This window comes from Kribbella sp. C-35, from assembly GCF_046549195.1.
Classification (GTDB): domain Bacteria; phylum Actinomycetota; class Actinomycetes; order Propionibacteriales; family Kribbellaceae; genus Kribbella.
Map to the genome: position 1 here is coordinate 44,726 of NZ_JAJPWG010000010.1, position 17,747 is coordinate 62,472.

The window sequence follows — 17,747 nt, forward strand, 5'->3', positions numbered from 1 at the left end:
CTTGTCCCCCAACCCTAGGCCAGCGTAGTCAGAGAGTGGACAGCCGTCTCAGCGGCGTCGACCGTCTGCTCCAGCAGCAGCGCGATCGTCATCGGCCCGACCCCGCCCGGAACCGGCGTGATGAGCCAGGCCACCTCGGCCGCCTCCGCGAAGTGCACGTCGCCGACGTTGCCCTCGTTGTACCCGGCGTCGACCACGACCGCGCCCGGCTTCAGCCAGTCGCCGCGGACGAAGTTCGCCTTCCCAACCGCGGCGAGCACGACGTCGGCGGTCCGGACCAGCTCCGGCAGGTCGCGGGTCCGGGAGTGCGCGTACGTGACAGTGGCGTTCGATGCCAGCAGCAACATGCCGGCCGGCTTACCGAGGATCGGGCTGCGGCCGATCACCACCGCGTGCGCCCCTTCGAGCGGTACGTCGTACGCCGCCAGCAGCCGCATGATCCCGCCGGGGGTGGCCGACCGGAACCCGGGATCCCCGAAGGCCATCGCCGCGAACGACCGCATCGTCACGCCGTCGACATCCTTCGCGGGGTCAATCGCCTCGAACGCGGCCCGCTCGTCGATCTGCGCCGGCACCGGGTGCTGCAGCAGGATCCCGTGCACGGCCGGGTCGTCGGAGAGCTTCGTGATCTCCGCGACCAGCTCCTCGGTGGTCGTCTCGGCCGGCAGTACGACGCTGAGCGACGCTATCCCGGCCTTCTTCGAGCGGTTCTGCTTCATCCGCACGTACGTCGCCGACGCCGGGTCGTCACCGACCAGCACGGTCGCCAGACACGGCTGCACGCCGTACTGCTCCTGAAGGATCCGGGCTCGTTCGGCGGCCTTCGCGACCATCTCGGCGGCGAGGTCGGTTCCGATCATCAGTTCAGCAGTCATCTGCGCACTCCTCTGGGCGTGAATTGGGTGCCCAGGCGCGCGGCGAAGCCGGATGGCAGACCGTTCCCCGGTGGTCGTCCACCTCAGCGCCAGTCGCGGTCCGCTGTCAGGATACCGACCCGGCTCAGAGCAGGCCGGCGTGGTCGAGCGCGAGGTAGGCCGCGTCGACTCCGGTCATCGCACCGGGCGTGCGCAGCTCGGCACGGAACGCGTCCACGGACAGCTCGACCGGGACACAGTCCTCGGCCTCGTCCAGCTGCTGCTTCCCGTCCGGCCGGCACCCACGCGCGATCGCGACATACTTCCGGTACGTCGACGACGCACCGGACCACTGCCAGCCGACCACGTCCAGGGTCTCGCAGGTGTAGCCGGTCTCCTCCTCGAGCTCCCGGGCACCGGCCAGCGCCGGATCCTCGTCGGGCTCGACGTACCCACCCGGCAGGTTGGTGACCACCCGGTCCGGCCCAGCGCGGAACATCCGCACCGTCACGATCCGGCCTTCCGGCGTCAACGGCAGCACGGTCACCCCGGAAGTGATACCGGCCGCCGACTTCGGGCCGAGCACGTCCCAGTCGACCTCGCGGCCGTCGGGCATCCGGTACCGCCGCAGGCTCACGGAGAGGAAGCGCTGGAACCCAGGCTCCTCCCCCACAAGCTCCCAGGCGGCGGGGTCTGCAGGCCGAGACGGCTCAGCCGCCACCTTGTCGGTGGCGGCTGAGTTCTCGATCTGGTCCGTCACAGCGGACGGTCGTCGTCGGGATCCTCCGGCGGCGCCACCGGGGCGTCGTCCGCCGGCGGAGCGACCGGGGTGTCACCCGCAGACGACTCACTGGAGCCTCTGGAATCGCCCGAAGCCGACTCCGAGTCCGAACCTGTCTCCGCGTCGGCGTCCGACTTCTCGTCCACCGCCGGGCTGGACTCGCTCAGGATGCCTGCCAGCGACTCCTCGGAGATCCGCTTGAACTTGCGCACCTGGGTGCGGGTCCGGTCCAGGACGGCGACCTCGAGCTGCTCCGGGGTCAGCTCCCGGACCTCGGTGCCGTCGTGGCCGAGCGCGTCCACCGCGAGCCGGAGCGCGCCGGCCAGCGAGATGCCCTCGGTGTAGTGCTCGCCGATGTACTCCGCGACCGTGTCGGCGGCGCCGCCCATCACGGCGTACCCACGGACGTCCGCGATCGAGCCGTCGTAGGTGAGCCGGTAGATCTGGTCGTCGGCCACGCCGGCGCCGATCTCGGCGACCAGGATCTCCACCTCGAGCGGCTTCTCGCCGCCGGAGGAGAAGATCGCGCCGAGGGTCTGCGCGTACGCGTTGGCCAGCGCCCGGCCGGTGACGTCGCGCCGGTCGTAGGAGTACCCGCGCATGTCGGCGAGCCGGACGCCGGCGATCCGCAGGTTCTCGAACTCGTTGTACCGGCCGACGGCGGCGAACGCCATGCGGTCGTAGATCTCGGCCACCTTGTGCAGGGCGGGCGAGCGGTTCTCCGCGACGAACAGGATGCCGTCGGCATACTGCAGTGCGATCGCGCTGCGGCCCTTGGCGATGCCCTTCCGGGCGAAGTCGGCGCGGTCCCGCATCAGCTGCTCGGGCGAGACGTAGAACGGAACGCTCATCGAAGGTGTCGTCCTCTAATCAGTCGATCGGGCAGGTGGTCAGGTCAGGGAACCCGCGGCCGGGCCGTCCGGACGCTCGTGCCGCTGGGCCCAGGCCGCGTCGACGAGCGCCGCCACCTCGTCCTCCGGCAGCCGCCGGTAACCGTCCACGGTGACCACGCCGACCACCGGGAAGATCCGGCGCAGCATGTCCGGGCCGCCGGTCGCCGAGTCGTCGTCGGCCGCGTCGATCAGCGACTGGATCGCCACCGTCGCGCAGTCGGTCTCGGACAGGTCCTCGCGGTACAGCTTCTTCAGCGCGCCGCGGGCGAACAGCGAGCCCGAACCGACGCTGTAGAAGTGCGTCTCCTCGTACCGACCGCCGGTCGGGTCGTAGGAGAAGATCCGGCCGCCCTTGATGTCCGGGTCGTAGCCCGCGAACAGCGGCACCACGGTGAGGCCCTGCATCGCCATCGGCAGGTTGCCGCGGATCAGCGCGCTGAGCCGGTTGGCCTTGCCGTCGAGGCTGAGGGTGGCGCCCTCGAGCTTCTCGTAGTGCTCCAGCTCGACCTGGAACAACCGGACCATCTCGATCCCGAAGCCGGCCGAGCCGGCGAACGCGACCGCCGAGTACTCGTCGGCGGGGAACACCTTCTCGATGTCACGCTGGGCGATGATGTTGCCCATCGTGGCCCGCCGGTCGCCGGCCATGATCACGCCACCGGGGAAGGTGGCGGCCACGATCGTCGTACCGTGCGGGACTTCGCTGGACAGGTCGCCCTGCCCCAGGGACCGTCGTCCGGGCAACAGGTCGGGCGCGTGCCCGGCCAGGAAGTCCATGAACGACGAGCCGCCTGGGGTCAGGAAGGCTTCCGGCAGCCGGCCGGAGGCATCAGATGTCATCGAGCGGTTCACTCCCCACCCTTTTGCACGAATCCGCGGACGAACTCCTCGGCGTTCTCCTCGAGGACCTCGTCGATCTCGTCCAGGATCGAGTCGACGTCCTCGTCGAGCCGTTCTTTCCGCTCCTGGACGTCCTCGGACGCCTCGACCTGCTCGACCTCTTCCTCGGTCGACGAACGCTTCGGCTGCTTGTGCTGCTGACCGCCGTCCTTCGCCATGGCACACCTCCTAGAACCGCTGGGAGGGCCGCCCAACCGACCCTCACTAGCGACCCTACCCGGCGGCACCCCCAGTAATGGTGCGAACCAGGTCACTTGCGGTGTCGCATTGGTCAAGAAGTGCCCCGACATGCGCTTTCGTGCCCCGCAACGGGTCCAAAGTAGGGATTCGCTGCAACGACTCCTTGCCGGGCAGGTCGAAGATCACCGAGTCCCAGGAGGCGGCCGCGACCTGCGGCGCGTACTGCTGCATGCAGCGGCCGCGGAAGTACGCCCGGGTGTCGGTCGGCGGGTGCGCGACGGCCATCCGGATCTCCTCGTCGGTGACGATCCGCTGCATCCGGCCGGATTTCACCAACTTGTAATACAGGCCCTTGTCCGGGCGCAGGTCGGCGTACTGCAGGTCGACCAGGTGCAGCTTCGAGTCGTCCCACTCCAGGCCGTCGCGATCGCGGTACGACTGGAGCAGTTTGTACTTCGCGACCCAGTCGAGCTGGTCGGACAGCTTCATCGGGTCGATGGCGAGCTGGTCGAGCACCTGCTCCCAGCGGTGCAGCACGTCCTTGGTCTGCCGGTCCGCATCGTCGCCGTACTTGTCCTCGACGTACTTGCGGGCCTGCTCCAGGTACTCCGTCTGCAGCTGGACGGCGGTGAGCTTGCGACCGTCCTTCATCGTCAGCAGGTGCGTGCAGGACGGATCGTGGCTCACCTCGTGCAGCGCGGTCACCGGCCGGTCGACGCCAAGGTCGTCGGTGAGCCAGCCGTCCTCGATCATCGCCAGCACCAGCGAGGTCGTCCCGACCTTCAGGTACGTCGAGATCTCGGACAGGTTCGCGTCGCCGATGATCACGTGCAGCCGGCGGTAGCGGTCCGGGTTCGCGTGCGGCTCGTCGCGGGTGTTGATGATCGGCCGCTTCAGCGTCGTCTCCAGGCCGACCTCGACCTCGAAGTAGTCGGCCCGCTGGCTGATCTGGAAACCGTGCGCCGCGCCGTCCTGGCCGATCCCGACCCGGCCGGCGCCGGTGACCACCTGACGGCTCACGAAGAACGGCGTCAGGTGCCGCACGATCGACGCGAACGGCGTCGACCGGCGCATCAGGTAGTTCTCGTGCGAACCGTACGACGCGCCCTTGTTGTCGGTGTTGTTCTTGTAGAGGTTCAGCTGCGGCGCCCCGGGGATCAGGCGGGCCTGCCGCGCGCCCTCCATGATCACGAGTTCGCCGGCCTTGTCCCACACCACCGCGTCCCGCGGGTTCGTGGTCTCGGGCGCGGAGTACTCCGGGTGGGCGTGGTCGACGTACAGCCGGGCGCCGTTGGTGAGGATCACGTTCGCCAGGCCGGTCTCCTCGTCGGTGAGCTGGCTGGAGTCCGCCACCTCCCGGCTGAGGTCGAATCCTCGCGCGTCCCGCAGCGGGTGCTCCTCGTCGAAGTCCCATCGGGTCTTGCGCGCGAGCGGCTGCGTCTGCGCGTAGCCGTTCACCACCTGGCTCGAGGTCAGCATCGGGTTGGCCCCGGGCTGGCCCGGCACCGAGATCCCGAACTCGGTCTCGGTACCCATGATCCGCCGAACACTCATGCGAACGAGCCTACGCGGTGCGGGCGGCTAAAGGTGTTGCCGTGTCCACAGGGTTACGTGTGAGACTGCGCGCGTGGACGAATTGGTGGCGATCCTGGACGAAGACAACCATGTCACCGGCTCCGCGCCACGGTCCGTGATGCGGCGCGACAACCTGCGGCATTCCGCCACCGGAGTCCTCGTCCGGAATACGGCCGGCGACATCTACGTGCATCGCCGTACGCCGACCAAGGACGTGTACCCGAGCCGGTACGACTTCGCCGCCGGTGGGGTTGTCGCGGCCGGGGAGGACCCGTTTCACGCCGTCGTACGGGAGCTGGACGAGGAGCTGGGGATCGCCGGCGTGGAGCTGACTCGGTTGCCGGAGGACGACTACGCCGACGAGAACACGCGGTACCACGCGTACCTGTACACCTGTGTCTGGGACGGTCCGGTGCGGCATCAGCCGGAAGAGGTCGCGTGGGGCGCGTGGATGTCGCCCGCCGAGCTCGTGGCCAAGTTCGACGAGTGGTCCTTCATGCCGGACGCGCTGGCCCTTCTCGGTCCGTACGTCCGGAGCTTGGTATGACGATCCTCGAAGGGTGGGACAGCCACGCCTGGATCGACGGGCCGTGGATCCACCGCGCACCGCGTCGCCCGGCGGTGCGCCCGCGGCTGCTCGCCGAGGCGACGCTCCTCCCGTGGCTCGCGCCACAGCTCCCGCTGCCCATCCCAGTACCTGAGCTGACAACTGACGGCGTACGCCACCTGCTGCTTCCCGGCGAACCCTTCACCGACGGCGGCATCGAGGCCGGCCGCGCGCTGGGTGCCTTCCTGAAGGCGTTGCACGCGGTCGACACCGCAGAGGCCGTGGCGTACGGCGCGTTGGACGCAGCGACCGCCACAGCCGAGAAGACCGCCTTTCTGGGCGAGTGCCGCGACCAGATCGTGCCGTTGCTCCCGGCAGAGGTCCGGACCACGGCGACCGAGCTGCTGGACCGCGTGGCGACCGTCCGAACCGCCTTGATTCACTGCGACCTCGGCCCGGACCACATCCTGATGACCGACGGACAGATCACCGGAATCATCGACTGGACCGACGCCGTCATCGGCGACCCCGCCCTCGACCTCTGCTGGCCCCTCAACGGCGCACCGGAGGCCGTGGCCGCCGGCGTACGAGAGGTCTACCAACCCACTCCTGACCTGGTCGAACGCTCCAAGGACTGGGAACGCCTCTCCCCCTGGTACGGCGTCCATCGCGGCCTGCTCCTCGACCTGCCCGAGGACGTCGAGACCGGATTGGCGGAGATCGCCGCCGTGCTGTGATGCAACCATTTGGCAGGCGGCCGGTCATTAGCTGATGTGAAGATCATCCTGACTGACGATACGGAGCCGTCGATGGGATCCGCGGGCGCCGGTTCAGCGAGCGATCCGGGCTCGGACCAGGAGCTGTGGGAGCGGTTGCGCGCCGGGGACCATTTCGCCCTCGGCGAGCTCTTCGACCGGTACGCCGACGACGTACGGGCGTTCGCGTTCCGGCGGACCGCGTCCTGGAGCACCGCCGACGACGTGGTCCAGGCAACGTTCCTGAGCACCTGGCGGCGGTTCGAGCGCAATCCACCGGGGCCGCTGACCGGACCGAGCGCTCGCGGCTGGCTCCTCGTCGTGGCCGGCAACGAGTGCCGGACGCTGGCCCGGACGGCGAACCGCCTGCGGAACCTCGTCGATCGCCTGCCCGGTCCCGCACCCGACGACGACCATGCGCCGGACGTCGCCCGCCGCCTGGACGACGAACTCCGGATGTCGGCGATCCGTCGCGCCGTCGCGAAGCTACCCCGGCACGAACGCGAGACGCTCGAGCTCGTCGTCTGGTCCGGCCTGACCACCTCCGAGGCGGCGGAAGCCCTCGGCGTACCGATCGGGACCGTCAAGGCCCGGCTGCACCGCACCCGTCGCCGTTTCCCCGACCTGCTCACCCGGGTCGCCCTCAACGAGGAGCTCTCATGAACACCGAACTCGAACCGCCGCGCGTTCCGCCGCTGAGCGCCGCCGAGCGCTCCCGGATGCGCAACCAGCTGATGGAGCGGACCCGGCCCGCCACCCGTCGCCCTGCCCGGCACTGGGTCGCCCCGATGGTCGGCGTCGGAGCCGTCGCGGCCGTGGTCGCAGGCACACTGGTCGTCACGCAGAACTCGCCCGACGAACCGGGCGCGGCCGGTACGTCGGCACTCGCCTCGCCCGAGGCCAAGGTCGGGGTCGACCTCGGCGCGGTGCCGCAGGGCGACGTGGCCAAGATCGTCGCCGACTGCCAGTTCCCGGATGAGGCGGGTCCCGCCCAGCTCATCTGGAGCCGTCACGTCCGGGGCATCACCAAGGACAGCACCGCGCTGGTCGCACTGGCGCTGAACACGAAGGGCGCCGCTGCGCCGCCCACCGGGACCCCGCGCGGTCGCAAGCCTGGGACGGGAGGAGCGCCCTCCACCGCCAAGCTCGGGTACCGCTTCTGCCTGACGCGCACGCCACCGAGCGGCAAGCTCGGCGCGGTCGGATCGGTCGCGCGGGTCGAGGACAGGGCCTGGCGGACCCAACCCACGGCGCAGCGCGGTCTGGTGACGCTTGGCACTACGGACGGCGACTTCACGAACGACCTCACCACGTTGCAGGCGTGGCGGCTCTACCGGGCGCATCCGGACGTCGCCAAGGTCGAGGCTCGCTACGTGCTGGGCGGGAAGGCCGGCCCGTGGACGAGCGGCGTCGTCGACGGCGGCTTCGCCTATATCGAGGTCCAGGCGAACGGGAAGTTCACGGTCGGTCAGCGACTCAAGACCGAGGTCCGCGCCTTCGATGCCCAGGGCCGGCCGGTACCGGTCGGTTAACGGCGGCGGGCCATCGTCCGGGCGAAGTTGATCGCGACGAGACCGGCCCAGCAGATGACGACGCCGAACGGGCCGATCATGCCGGCCGCGATCGCGGTGATCGGGATCGCGGCGACGATCGACACGATCGCCAACGCGAGCCCGCCCGGGTCGGTCTCGCGGCTCGGGTGCCGCCGTGGCGCGGGCTCGGGCAGCAGGCCGGCGCCGCGGTGCCGGTCACGCGCGTCGAGCTTCTCCAGGAAGCTGTCGATGATCTCAGCCTCGTACTCCGGTCCCAGCTCCTGCCGCGCCGCCACAGCAGCACGCAGGTCCTTCCGCACCTCGTCCGTCGCCATACCAGCACGGTAGGCCCGCAAAACCGCCGTACCAATCGGGGAAACCCCCCGATCACACCGGGGGTTAGGCCTACCCTCAAGCGGAACCGCCCCCGGACGCAATGTCCGGGGGCGGTCCAGGTACGGCGCTGGTTACAGGTACTGACCCGTGTTGGTCGCGGTGTCGATGGAGCGACCAGGTTCGGTGCCCTGCTTGCCGGAGATGAGCGTCCGGATGTAGACGATCCGCTCGCCCTTCTTGCCGGAGATCCGGGCCCAGTCGTCCGGGTTGGTGGTGTTCGGCAGGTCCTCGTTCTCCTTGAACTCGTCCACGCAGGCCTGCAGCAGGTGCTGCACCCGCAGGCCCTTCTGGTTCTCGTCCAGGAACGCCTTGATCGCCATCTTCTTCGCCCGGTCGACGATGTTCTGGATCATCGCGCCCGAGTTGAAGTCCTTGAAGTACAGGACCTCCTTGTCACCGTTCGCGTAGGTGACCTCGAGGAAGCGGTTCTCGTCGGCCTCGGTGTACATCCGCTCGACCGTGCGCTGGATCATCCCGTCCACGCAACCCTGCCGGTCGCCGCTGAACTCGCCCAGATCGTCGACGTGCAGCGGCAGGTTGGCGGTCAGGTACTTCGAGAAGATGTCCCGCGCCGCCTCCGCGTCGGGGCGCTCGATCTTGATCTTCACGTCCAGCCGGCCGGGCCGCAGGATCGCCGGGTCGATCATGTCCTCGCGGTTGGAGGCGCCGATGACGAGGACGTTCTCCAGCCCCTCGACACCGTCGATCTCACTCAGCAGCTGCGGGACGATGGTGTTCTCCACGTCCGACGACACACCGGATCCGCGGGTGCGGAACAGCGAGTCCATCTCGTCGAAGAAGACGATCACCGGCATACCCTCGGAAGCCTTCTCCCGGGCCCGCTGGAAGACCAGGCGGATGTGCCGCTCGGTCTCACCGACGTACTTGTTCAGCAGCTCGGGGCCCTTGATGTTCAGGAAGAACGACTTCTGGCCCTCGGTCCCGGTCCGCTCGGCGACCTTCTTGGCCAGCGAGTTCGCCACCGCCTTCGCGATCAGCGTCTTGCCGCACCCGGGCGGACCGTAGAGCAGCACGCCCTTCGGCGGCTTGAGCTCGTGTTCCAGGAACAGGTCCTTGTGCAGGTACGGCAGCTCGACCGCGTCCCGGATCTGCTCGATCTGGCCGGACAGGCCACCGATCTGGGTGTAGTCGATGTCCGGGACCTCTTCGAGGATCAGCTCCTCGACCTCGGACTTCGGGATCTTCTCGTACACGTATCCGGAGCGGGCCTCGAGCAACAGCGAGTCACCGGCCCGCAGGGGTACGTCGAGCAGCGGCGACGCCAGTCGCACCACGCGCTCCTCGTCGGCCTGCGCGATCACCAGCGCCCGCTCGCCGTCGGCGAGCAGCTCCTTCAGCATCACCACGTCGCCGACGACCTCGAAGTCACAGGCCTCGACCACGTTGAGTGCTTCGTTCAGCATCAGTTCCTGGCCGAGCTTGAGCGCGTCCAGGTCCACCGACGGGCTCGCCGCGACCCGGAGTTTCCGGCCGCCGGTGAACACGTCGAGCGTGTCGTCTTCGTTCCGTCCGAGGAAGGTGCCGAAACCGGACGGCGGTTGCGCCAGCCGGTCGACCTCCTCCTTCAGGGCGATGATCTTCTCTCGCGCCTCCCGCAGCGTGTCCGCCAGCCGCTCGTTCTGAGCGGTGACACTCGCCAAGGAGGCCTGGGTTTCGGACAGCCTGCCCTCGAGCGACCGGCTGTCCGCCGGGTGCTCGAGCAGCCGACGTCGCAACGCCGCGACTTCGGCCTCCAGGTACCGGACCTGGTTACGCAGTTCTGCCGCGGTAGGACTCTCGTCTCCAGCCACGATCATCACCTCACCATGTGGGGCTCGACCCTATGGACCTTACCCAGAAAACCTCGCCGGGCAAGCTGAATCCCATCACGTGTCGGTTGCGGATGGAGTCCGTTGCCTACGGCATGTCGCCGGAAGTTTCCGAGGATACTTCGGACGACGGCTCCGCGCGGCGCGGACCGGCGTAGTCGTCGCCGTACGCGCCCGGTGCCGGACGGCGCTTCTTCCGGGGTGCCTGCACCCCGTGCGCCATCCTCCGGGCGGTGACCAGGAAGGCCGTATGTCCTTGCATCCGGTGGCCCGGACGGACGGCGAGACCCTCTACATGCCAGTCTCGCACGAGAGACTCCCACGCGCGCGGCTCGGTGAACTCGCCGTGTGCCCTCAGCGTCTCCACAACGCGGCTCAGCTGCGTTGTGGTGGCCACGTAGGCACAGAACACACCCCCGGGTGAAAGTGCCTCAGCGACGACGTCAACGCACTCCCATGGCGCGAGCATGTCGAGGACGACACGGTCGACGTCCTGCTCGTTGAGCTTCTCGACCAGGTCGCCGACCTCGAGCCGCCAGGCCGGGTGCTCGCCGCCGAAGAAACCGGTCACGTTCTTCCGCGCGACCTCGGCGAAGTCGTCGCGGCGCTCGAACGAGATCACCTGGCCGTGGATCCCGACCGCCCGCAGCAGCGCGGTGGTCAGCGCGCCGGAACCGGCGCCCGCCTCGACCACCTTCGCGCCCGGGAAGATGTCGGCCATCGTGACGATCTGCGCGGTGTCCTTCGGATAGATCACCGCGGCGCCGCGCGGCATCGAGACCGAGTAGTCGGCCATCAGCGGCCGCAGCGCCAGGTACTCGACGTTGCCCTTGGACCTGATCACCACGGCGTCCGGGCCGTCGATCAGCTGGTCGTGCTCGATCCCGCCCTTGGTGGTGTGGAAGGTCTTCCCGCGCTCCAGCTTGACCGAGTGCCGGCGGCCCTTGGAGTCCTGCAGGGTGATCCACTCGCCCTCCTGCAGCGGTCCGTGATGGACCCCGGAGAACGCCTGGTCGGGAAAGTCGCGCAAGTCAGCCATAAGGCGCTCACCTTAACTTTCGGTCACCGGAACCGAAGAATCAGCGGCTGTTCAACGACCTCTGAAAGCGCGTTCTACGTCGGCGGTCGCGAGCACGCCGTACACGCCGCCGTCGGCGTCCAGGACCAGGTACTCCGAGGCGGGGTGCTCACGGAGTGTGGCGAGGATCTCCTCGCCGGTGTCGTTGACGCCGATGATGTGGCCCGCGCCGATCCGGGTGGAGACCTCGCTGACCGTGGTCCACGGGCGCTGGTTCGGGGCGACCGCGGCGACCGCGGTCTCGGACACCAGCGCGTGCGGCTTGCCGTCGCCGTCGATCACCACGACCGCCCCGGCATGCGACTCGCCCGCGAGCCGGACGGCCTCCGCGAGCGGCGTACCGGAATGTACGGCGATGGCGCGACGGGCCATCGTCCGGACCTGGAGGGCGGGCAGCTTGCGCCGCAGACGGGCCTGCATCAGGGACGCGGTCGAGCCGGACCAGAGGAAGAAGCCAACCAGCAGGGCGATCAGGAAGTCGACCATCGAGGGTTGCCGGCCCCAGATCTCCTCGAGCAGCACCGGGAGCGCCAGCACCGCCATCGCGAGGATCCGCCCGGCCCACGCGGCCGCGATCGTGCCGGTGTGCATGTTGCCGGTGAACTTCCAGACGATCGCGCGCAGCACCCAGCCGCCGTCCAGCGGCAGGCCGGGCAGCAGGTTCGTGACGCCGACGATCAGGTTGGCGACGCCGAGCTCCCACAGGGCGACGTACCCGACGGCCTCGTCGAAGGCGCGGGACCCGAGGTACGCGAGGCCACCGACGATCAGCGACGCGATTGGGCCGACGACCGAGACCGCGAACTCCTCGAGCGGTGACTTGCGCTCGCCCTCGATGTGGGTGCCGGCCGCGAAGAAGCCGAGGTTGATCTCCGAGACCCCGATGCCGAACCGCATCGCCATCAGCGCGTGCGCGAGCTCGTGGATCAGGATCGACACCGTGAACGCGACGACGAACGCGAACGCGGCGACGTACCGCCAGCCGCCGAGCTCCGGGAACTGCTGCCCGATGATCGCGGCGAAGCCGATCGCGAGCAGCATCGCCACCGGCAACCAGGTGAAACGCATAGTCAGCCGGATGCCGCGGACGCGCCCCAGCACCCACGTTCCGGGCGGTGGTGGACCGGCCGGCTGGGCGGGGTTCTGAGGGTCACGCGAGTCTGGCATCAACCCAACGCTACTTGGCCGGTGTTAACTCGCTGCTACACACCCACCGTCAGCGTGGCGACGTACCCGCTGGAGACGTCTCCGGTGACGGTCGCGAGCTGGTGTACGCCGTCGTCGTCGCCGAACACGTTGTCGTCCTCGAGCGACGTCTGGCTCAGGTTCCGCGCGCTGCCGTCGTACCCGTCCGTGGCGTAGACAGTGGTGCAGACGTCCTTCGGGAGAGCGAGCTGCGAGGTGCGAACGATCTGGCCTGCTTTGGTGGCTTCGGCCGCGCTGGCGTAGACCTCGAAGTGGATGTGCGGCCAGCGGCCCATGTACGCGGCCGGGAAGATCGTGGTGAAGGTGACCTTGCCGGAGCCGTCCGCGGCCTGGACGCCGCGGAGGTAGTTCTCGTTCGTCACGCCGTCGGAGTACAGCGAGTACCGGCCCTGGGCGTCGCAGTGCCAGAGGTAGACGGCGGCGCCTTCGATGGCCTTGTCCTGGTCGGCGTCGACGACGGTGAGCTCGACGGTCAGCGGTAAGCCGGTGGCGACGCCGGACGCGGAGCCGAACGACTTGGTGATGTCGCTGCGGACAATGCCGGACTGGGTGAGGACGTTCGGTCCGTTCGAGCCGTCGCCCGGGTACGGTCCGCCGGTCTCCTGCGGGATCTCGTCCACGTCGATGGAGGCATCGGTTGTCGCGCTCGAGCTGGTTGACGGCGTAGCGCTCGTCGACGTGCTGCTCGGCGTGCTCGTCGTCGTACTGTCGTCCGTCGTGCAACCGGCGACGGCGGCGAGGCCGGCGGCCGTGAAGAGGCCGAGGAAGCGGCGGCGGTGCAGGGTCGCGAGGTCGTACTCGAGACCGCGCTCGTGGTTCGGCGGCGGCTGAGTGGGTGGCTGGGTCGGTGGCGTCATGTGTCGAGCATGACAACGCGGCCCGATGGACTGCCGTGAGTCTGCTGGGAGTTTCCTGTGAGGCGGTTTTCCACAGGCTCGGGGTGGGGGCGGGCGAACTGTCGGTGGTTGTGCCTAGGGTTTGGACCATGAGCGCTGCAGCAGCTGTCGATCCGCACGTGCATCCACGCGGGGCGTTGTCGCCGTCCCGGGCCGCGGACTTCATGAGCTGCCCGCTGAAGTACCGGTTCCGCGTCGTCGACCGGCTGCCGGAGAAGCCGTCGGCGGCCGCCGTCCGCGGGACCGTCGTGCATGCGGTGCTCGAGCGGCTGTTCGACCTGCCGCGTGGCGAGCGGACGCTGGAGCAGGCGGCGCAGATGCTCGAGCCGCAGTGGCAACGACTGCTGGAGGAGGAGCCGGAGGTCGCGGAGCTGTTCGCGGAGGACGCGGACGGCGAGGAGCTCGCGAAGTGGTTGGCCGAGGCGCACCAACTGCTCGGCAAGTACTTCGCGCTCGAAGACCCGAACGCGCTGGAGCCAGCCGAGCGGGAGCTGTACGTCGAGACCGCGCTGGACTCCGGTCTGGTGCTGCGCGGGTACGTCGACCGACTCGACGTGGCGCCGACCGGAGAGATCCGGGTGGTCGACTACAAGACCGGTCGCTCGCCGTCGGAGTTCTTCGAGGCGAAGGCGCTGTTCCAGATGAAGTTCTACGCGCTGGTGCTGTGGAAGCTGCGCGGCGTGGTGCCGGCGATGCTGCAACTGGTCTACCTCGGCAACGGCGAGATCGTCCGCTACGTCCCGGACGAGGCCGACCTGCGCGCCTGCGAACGCAAGGTCTCCGCACTGTGGGTCGCGATCACCAGAGCCCTCGACTCCGGCGACTGGCGCCCTAGCCCAGGCCCGCTCTGCGACTGGTGCGACCACAAGCCCATCTGCCCGGCCTGGGGCGGCACACCCCCACCACTCCCCACCCGCTCGGTGGAGGAGGTCGCCGCGGAGTCGGCAGGCATAGACCTGATCACAGTCGACGGTTAGGCCCGCCCTCGGCCCAGTGGAGGAACCCTGGGTGGATACGGTTCGTCGCATGAGTGTGGGCGATGTGGCGGTGCGAGCGACCGGCGTCTGGAAGCGGTACGGCGGTGGCCTCACGCAGGTGGATGCGCTGGCCGGTGTGAGCGCGGACTTCGGGAAAGGCCGGTTCACCGCGATCATGGGGCCGTCGGGCTCCGGCAAGTCGACGCTCCTGCATTGTCTCGCGGGCCTGGACAAGCCGTCCGAGGGCAAGGTCTTCCTCGGTGACGTCGACCTGACCACGCTGCCGGAGAAGCAGCTCACGCACCTGCGCCGCGACCGGATCGGCTTCGTGTTCCAGGCGTTCAATCTGGTCCCGACGCTATCCGCGCTGGAGAACATCACGCTCCCCCTCGACCTGGCCGGCCGCAAACCCGACCAGGACTGGCTGACCACGGTCGTCGACACGATCGGCCTGATGGACCGCCTCCGCCACAAGCCGTCCGAGCTGTCCGGCGGCCAGCAGCAGCGGGTGGCCTGCGCCCGCGCGCTGGTCTCCCGCCCGGACGTGGTGTTCGCCGACGAGCCGACCGGCAACCTCGACTCGCGGTCCTCCGGCGACGTCCTCGACTTCCTGCATCGCTCGGTGCGGGAGTTCAACCAGACCGTCGTGATGGTCACCCACGACCCGACGGCCGCGTCGTACGCCGACCGCGTCCTGTTCCTGGCCGACGGGCAGCTGCAGTCCGAGCTGGTCGACCCGACCGCGGAGTCCGTCCTCGACGCCATGAAGCAGCTGGAAGCCCGGCACGAGACCGCGGGCGAGCTGGCCGGCTGATGTTCAAGCTCGGCCTCCGTTCGGTGCTCGCGCACCGGCTCCGCTTCGTGCTGTGCACGCTCGCCGTCACCCTCGGCGTCGCGTTCGCCGGCGGCGCGATGGTCTTCACCGACAGCCTGTCCACAGCGCTGAAGAAGAACTTCGCGGTCAGTACTGCGGACGTCACCGTCACGCCGGCGTCCCCGATCGAGACCGGTACGGACCGCCCCGCGACCTTCCAGATCGACCTCGTCGACCGCATCGCCGCCGTACCCGGAGTGGCTGCCGCGGTCCCGCAGCTCCTGGTCAGCAACGTGCAGATCCTCGGCCCGGACGGCAAGCCGCTGGAGAACTACGGTCTGACGTCCTTCGGCGCCGCCTGGCCGCGAGACCCCGCTGCGGCGCCGTTCAAGGTCGTCGACGGCACAGCACCCTGGGGCGGCGGCCAGCTCGCGCTCGACGAGTCGACCGCGAGCCGCGCGGGCTACCACGTCGGTGACCAGGTCCGGATCGTCACGCCGACCCGGGCCGTCACCGCGACGCTCACCGCGACCACGACTCCCGCGCAGGCCGGTGCGGCGGCCGGCGCGCCGCTGGTCAGCTTCGACGGCGCGACCGCTCAGCTCCTGCTGCTCGGCAAGCCCGGCTGGACGTCGATCACGGTCTCGCTCAAGCCGGGTTCCGACGCGAACGCGGTCAGCAAGGCGATCGCGGACACCATCGGCGACTCGGTCAAGGTCCGGACCGCGAAGCAGGTCACGAGCGACGGCGAACACGACCTGGACAACACGTTCGGCGGGTTCGGCACCGTGCTGCTCCTCTTCGCCGGCCTCGCGCTCTTCGTCGGCGGGTTCCTGATCGTCAACACGTTCGCGATGGTCGTCGCGCAACGGTCCCGGGAGCTCGCGATGCTCCGCGCGATCGGTGCGTCCCGCGGCCAGATCACCGGCACGGTGCTCGCCGAGAGCGTCATCATCGGCTTCGTCGGAGCGACGCTCGGTCTGCTGGTGGGCATCGGCGTGGCCTCCGGGATCCGGTTCGGCTACGAGCTGCTCGACCTGCGCATCCCGACCGCGTCGCTGCAGGTCACACCGACCACGATCGTCGTCTGCTACCTGATCGGTATCGGCGTGACGGTCGCCGCCGCGGCCCCCGCCGCCCGCCGCGCCGGGAAGCTCCCACCGGTCGCCGCGATGCGCGACGACGTCCACGTCCCGGAACGCTCACTGCTCGTCCGGATGCTGATCGGCGCCTTCATGCTGCTGATGGCCGTCCTCTTCTTCGGCATCGGAGTCGGCACCGGCGGGCTCCCCGGCACCGTCCTGATCACGCTCGGCACCGGCACCGCCGTCCTCGCGATCGTGATGCTCAACCCGATCATCAGCCGGTACGTCGTCCGCGCGCTGATGTACCCGTTCGGTCGCAAGGCGCCCGTCACCCTCGGCCGCCGCAACGCCGAGCGGAACCCCCGCCGTACGTCGGCCACCGCGTCCGCGCTGATGATCTCCGTGGGGCTGATCAGCGGCCTGCTGGTGATCGGCGCCTCGGTGAAGGCGTCGATCGACAAGAGCCTGGTCGACGCGCTCGGCACCGCCGAGATCCTGATCACGAACGACGGCACCCCCAGTTTCAGCACCGAGGTCGGCGACCGGACCGCGAAGGTTCCGGGCGTCCAGTCCGTGCAGCGCGTCCGGCAGCAGTCCGGCGAGGTCGGCAGGACGAACGTCCAGGTCACCGGGGTCAGCGACGGCACGCTGGCCGGTCCCGTCACGACCAGGTTCGACGCCGGCTCCGCCGCGGCGCTCGCCGCCGGCCAGGCGATCCTCCCCCGCAACCTCGCCAAGACCCTGAAGCTCACCGTCGGCAAGCCGTTCGACCTGAAGACCACGAACGGCACCCATCGCCTGACGGTCGGCGGGGTCCTCGCCCCGAACCGGCAGCTCAACGCGATCGTCGTGTCGCTCCCGACGTACGAGACCATCGGCGGGTCGCCGAGCGACAACCTGCTGTACGTCGAAGTTGCCAAGGGCAACCAGGTGGCACAGGTCCGGACCGGGATCCTGGACCAGCTGCGGAAGGACTACCCGACGATCGAGGTCCGCGACCAGGAGGCGTATGCGGCGGTGGCGCGGGAGCCCGTGAACGGCGTACTGGTCGCGGTCGGGTTCCTGCTCGCGATGGCGATCCTGATCGCGCTGCTCGGCATCGTGAACACGCTTGCACTCGGCGTGGTCGAGCGGACCCGGGAGATCGGGCTGCTGCGCGCGATCGGGATGGACCGGCCGCAGCTCAGCCGGATGCTCCGGGTCGAGTCGATCGCGATCACCTTGCTCGGCGCATTCCTCGGCCTGGCGATCGGCGTCGCGTTCGCGGTCGCGGTGCAGTCGGCGATGGTGGACAACGGCCTCGCGGTCCGTGACATCCCGGTGCTGCAGCTGGTGATCGCGGTCGTGCTCGCGATCGTGTTCGGTGTACTGGCCGCGGTTTGGCCGTCACGTCGCGCAGCCCGGCTCGACGTACTGCAAGCGATCGCTTCAGAGTGACTGTTCGGGTGA

Annotated in this window: 18 protein-coding genes and 1 riboswitch; of the genes, 7 read left to right on the forward strand and 11 right to left on the reverse strand. The window is 69.3% G+C overall.

Features of this window, described 5'->3' with window-relative positions:
- Positions 1-14: 14 nt before the first annotated feature.
- From ACLJOO_RS42330 to dop, 6 genes are all read right to left on the reverse strand, one after another.
- Positions 15-875: a bifunctional 5,10-methylenetetrahydrofolate dehydrogenase/5,10-methenyltetrahydrofolate cyclohydrolase gene (locus tag ACLJOO_RS42330; protein WP_410793982.1), complete on the reverse strand. Its 861-nt coding sequence runs from the start codon at positions 873-875 to the stop codon at positions 15-17.
- Positions 876-897: 22 nt separating this feature from the next.
- Positions 898-982, reverse strand: a riboswitch (ZMP/ZTP riboswitch).
- 17 nt (positions 983-999) lie between these two features.
- Complete coding sequence (locus tag ACLJOO_RS42335) at positions 1,000-1,614, reverse strand: NUDIX domain-containing protein (RefSeq protein WP_410793984.1); 615 nt, start codon at positions 1,612-1,614, stop codon at positions 1,000-1,002.
- Positions 1,611-2,486: a proteasome subunit alpha gene (prcA, locus tag ACLJOO_RS42340; RefSeq protein WP_410793986.1), complete on the reverse strand. Its 876-nt coding sequence runs from the start codon at positions 2,484-2,486 to the stop codon at positions 1,611-1,613. Before prcA ends, ACLJOO_RS42335 begins: the two co-directional genes overlap by 4 nt.
- 39 nt (positions 2,487-2,525) lie before the next feature.
- Complete coding sequence (prcB, locus tag ACLJOO_RS42345; RefSeq protein ID WP_410793987.1) at positions 2,526-3,368, reverse strand: proteasome subunit beta; 843 nt, start codon at positions 3,366-3,368, stop codon at positions 2,526-2,528.
- An 8-nt stretch (positions 3,369-3,376) separates the two neighbouring features.
- On the reverse strand, positions 3,377-3,586 hold the full coding sequence (locus ACLJOO_RS42350) for a ubiquitin-like protein Pup (protein WP_130448384.1): 210 nt from the start codon (positions 3,584-3,586) through the stop codon (positions 3,377-3,379).
- Between the two features lie 55 nt (positions 3,587-3,641).
- The gene (dop, locus tag ACLJOO_RS42355) at positions 3,642-5,162 is read right to left on the reverse strand and encodes a depupylase/deamidase Dop (RefSeq protein ID WP_131461394.1); all 1,521 of its coding nucleotides are present in this window, start codon (positions 5,160-5,162) and stop codon (positions 3,642-3,644) included.
- Positions 5,163-5,235: 73 nt separating this feature from the next.
- On the opposite strand from dop, the gene ACLJOO_RS42360 reads away from it, so the two are divergent.
- From ACLJOO_RS42360 to ACLJOO_RS42375, 4 genes are all read left to right on the forward strand, one after another.
- On the forward strand, positions 5,236-5,730 hold the full coding sequence (locus ACLJOO_RS42360; RefSeq protein WP_410793990.1) for an NUDIX hydrolase: 495 nt from the start codon (positions 5,236-5,238) through the stop codon (positions 5,728-5,730).
- On the forward strand, positions 5,727-6,467 hold the full coding sequence (locus ACLJOO_RS42365; protein WP_410793992.1) for a phosphotransferase: 741 nt from the start codon (positions 5,727-5,729) through the stop codon (positions 6,465-6,467). The genes ACLJOO_RS42360 and ACLJOO_RS42365 overlap by 4 nt, the downstream gene beginning before the upstream one ends.
- 72 nt (positions 6,468-6,539) lie before the next feature.
- Positions 6,540-7,148, forward strand: coding sequence for an RNA polymerase sigma factor (locus ACLJOO_RS42370; RefSeq protein WP_410793994.1), 609 nt, complete (start codon positions 6,540-6,542; stop codon positions 7,146-7,148).
- On the forward strand, positions 7,145-8,017 hold the full coding sequence (locus ACLJOO_RS42375; RefSeq protein ID WP_410793996.1) for a hypothetical protein: 873 nt from the start codon (positions 7,145-7,147) through the stop codon (positions 8,015-8,017). Before ACLJOO_RS42370 ends, ACLJOO_RS42375 begins: the two co-directional genes overlap by 4 nt.
- Here ACLJOO_RS42375 and ACLJOO_RS42380 read toward each other — a convergent pair.
- From ACLJOO_RS42380 to ACLJOO_RS42400, 5 genes are all read right to left on the reverse strand, one after another.
- Positions 8,014-8,352, reverse strand: a complete 339-nt coding sequence (locus ACLJOO_RS42380; RefSeq protein ID WP_410793998.1) for a hypothetical protein — start codon at positions 8,350-8,352, stop codon at positions 8,014-8,016. The two genes, ACLJOO_RS42375 and ACLJOO_RS42380, sit on opposite strands and share 4 nt — an antisense overlap.
- 132 nt (positions 8,353-8,484) lie before the next feature.
- A complete protein-coding gene (gene arc, locus ACLJOO_RS42385) occupies positions 8,485-10,230 on the reverse strand; it encodes a proteasome ATPase (protein ID WP_410793999.1) in 1,746 nt (581 codons plus the stop codon).
- Positions 10,231-10,330: 100 nt separating this feature from the next.
- Positions 10,331-11,281 (reverse strand): tRNA (adenine-N1)-methyltransferase, encoded by a 951-nt coding sequence (locus ACLJOO_RS42390; RefSeq protein WP_410794001.1) that lies wholly within the window; start codon positions 11,279-11,281, stop codon positions 10,331-10,333.
- A gap of 51 nt (positions 11,282-11,332) precedes the next feature.
- On the reverse strand, positions 11,333-12,487 hold the full coding sequence (locus ACLJOO_RS42395) for a M50 family metallopeptidase (RefSeq protein ID WP_410794003.1): 1,155 nt from the start codon (positions 12,485-12,487) through the stop codon (positions 11,333-11,335).
- A gap of 35 nt (positions 12,488-12,522) precedes the next feature.
- Complete coding sequence (locus tag ACLJOO_RS42400) at positions 12,523-13,383, reverse strand: intradiol ring-cleavage dioxygenase (RefSeq protein WP_410794005.1); 861 nt, start codon at positions 13,381-13,383, stop codon at positions 12,523-12,525.
- A gap of 128 nt (positions 13,384-13,511) precedes the next feature.
- Here ACLJOO_RS42400 and ACLJOO_RS42405 point away from each other — a divergent pair, with 128 nt between their 5' ends.
- The 3 genes from ACLJOO_RS42405 to ACLJOO_RS42415 are packed head-to-tail and all read left to right on the forward strand — an operon-like array spanning position 13,512 to position 17,735.
- Entirely contained in the window at positions 13,512-14,399 is an 888-nt protein-coding gene (locus ACLJOO_RS42405) for a RecB family exonuclease (RefSeq protein WP_410794006.1), read from the forward strand.
- 49 nt (positions 14,400-14,448) lie between these two features.
- Positions 14,449-15,213, forward strand: coding sequence for an ABC transporter ATP-binding protein (locus tag ACLJOO_RS42410; RefSeq protein ID WP_327635073.1), 765 nt, complete (start codon positions 14,449-14,451; stop codon positions 15,211-15,213).
- Entirely contained in the window at positions 15,213-17,735 is a 2,523-nt protein-coding gene (locus ACLJOO_RS42415) for an ABC transporter permease (RefSeq protein WP_410794008.1), read from the forward strand. Before ACLJOO_RS42410 ends, ACLJOO_RS42415 begins: the two co-directional genes overlap by 1 nt.
- Positions 17,736-17,747 lie beyond the last annotated feature (12 nt).

Excerpts from the sequence above, each read along its gene's own strand:
- ACLJOO_RS42330 (WP_410793982.1), bottom strand. The coding sequence starts at position 875 with ATGACTGCTGAACTGATGATCGGAACCGACCTCGCCGCCGAGATGGTC.
- prcA (WP_410793986.1), bottom strand. The coding sequence starts at position 2,486 with ATGAGCGTTCCGTTCTACGTCTCGCCCGAGCAGCTGATGCGGGACCGC.
- prcB (WP_410793987.1), bottom strand. The coding sequence starts at position 3,368 with ATGACATCTGATGCCTCCGGCCGGCTGCCGGAAGCCTTCCTGACCCCA.
- ACLJOO_RS42350 (WP_130448384.1), bottom strand. The coding sequence starts at position 3,586 with ATGGCGAAGGACGGCGGTCAGCAGCACAAGCAGCCGAAGCGTTCGTCG.
- dop (WP_131461394.1), bottom strand. The coding sequence starts at position 5,162 with ATGAGTGTTCGGCGGATCATGGGTACCGAGACCGAGTTCGGGATCTCG.
- ACLJOO_RS42365 (WP_410793992.1), top strand. The coding sequence starts at position 5,727 with ATGACGATCCTCGAAGGGTGGGACAGCCACGCCTGGATCGACGGGCCG.
- ACLJOO_RS42370 (WP_410793994.1), top strand. The coding sequence starts at position 6,540 with ATGGGATCCGCGGGCGCCGGTTCAGCGAGCGATCCGGGCTCGGACCAG.
- ACLJOO_RS42375 (WP_410793996.1), top strand. The coding sequence starts at position 7,145 with ATGAACACCGAACTCGAACCGCCGCGCGTTCCGCCGCTGAGCGCCGCC.
- ACLJOO_RS42380 (WP_410793998.1), bottom strand. The coding sequence starts at position 8,352 with ATGGCGACGGACGAGGTGCGGAAGGACCTGCGTGCTGCTGTGGCGGCG.
- arc (WP_410793999.1), bottom strand. The coding sequence starts at position 10,230 with ATGATCGTGGCTGGAGACGAGAGTCCTACCGCGGCAGAACTGCGTAAC.
- ACLJOO_RS42390 (WP_410794001.1), bottom strand. The coding sequence starts at position 11,281 with ATGGCTGACTTGCGCGACTTTCCCGACCAGGCGTTCTCCGGGGTCCAT.
- ACLJOO_RS42395 (WP_410794003.1), bottom strand. The coding sequence starts at position 12,487 with ATGCCAGACTCGCGTGACCCTCAGAACCCCGCCCAGCCGGCCGGTCCA.
- ACLJOO_RS42400 (WP_410794005.1), bottom strand. The coding sequence starts at position 13,383 with ATGACGCCACCGACCCAGCCACCCACTCAGCCGCCGCCGAACCACGAG.
- ACLJOO_RS42405 (WP_410794006.1), top strand. The coding sequence starts at position 13,512 with ATGAGCGCTGCAGCAGCTGTCGATCCGCACGTGCATCCACGCGGGGCG.
- ACLJOO_RS42410 (WP_327635073.1), top strand. The coding sequence starts at position 14,449 with ATGAGTGTGGGCGATGTGGCGGTGCGAGCGACCGGCGTCTGGAAGCGG.
- ACLJOO_RS42415 (WP_410794008.1), top strand. The coding sequence starts at position 15,213 with ATGTTCAAGCTCGGCCTCCGTTCGGTGCTCGCGCACCGGCTCCGCTTC.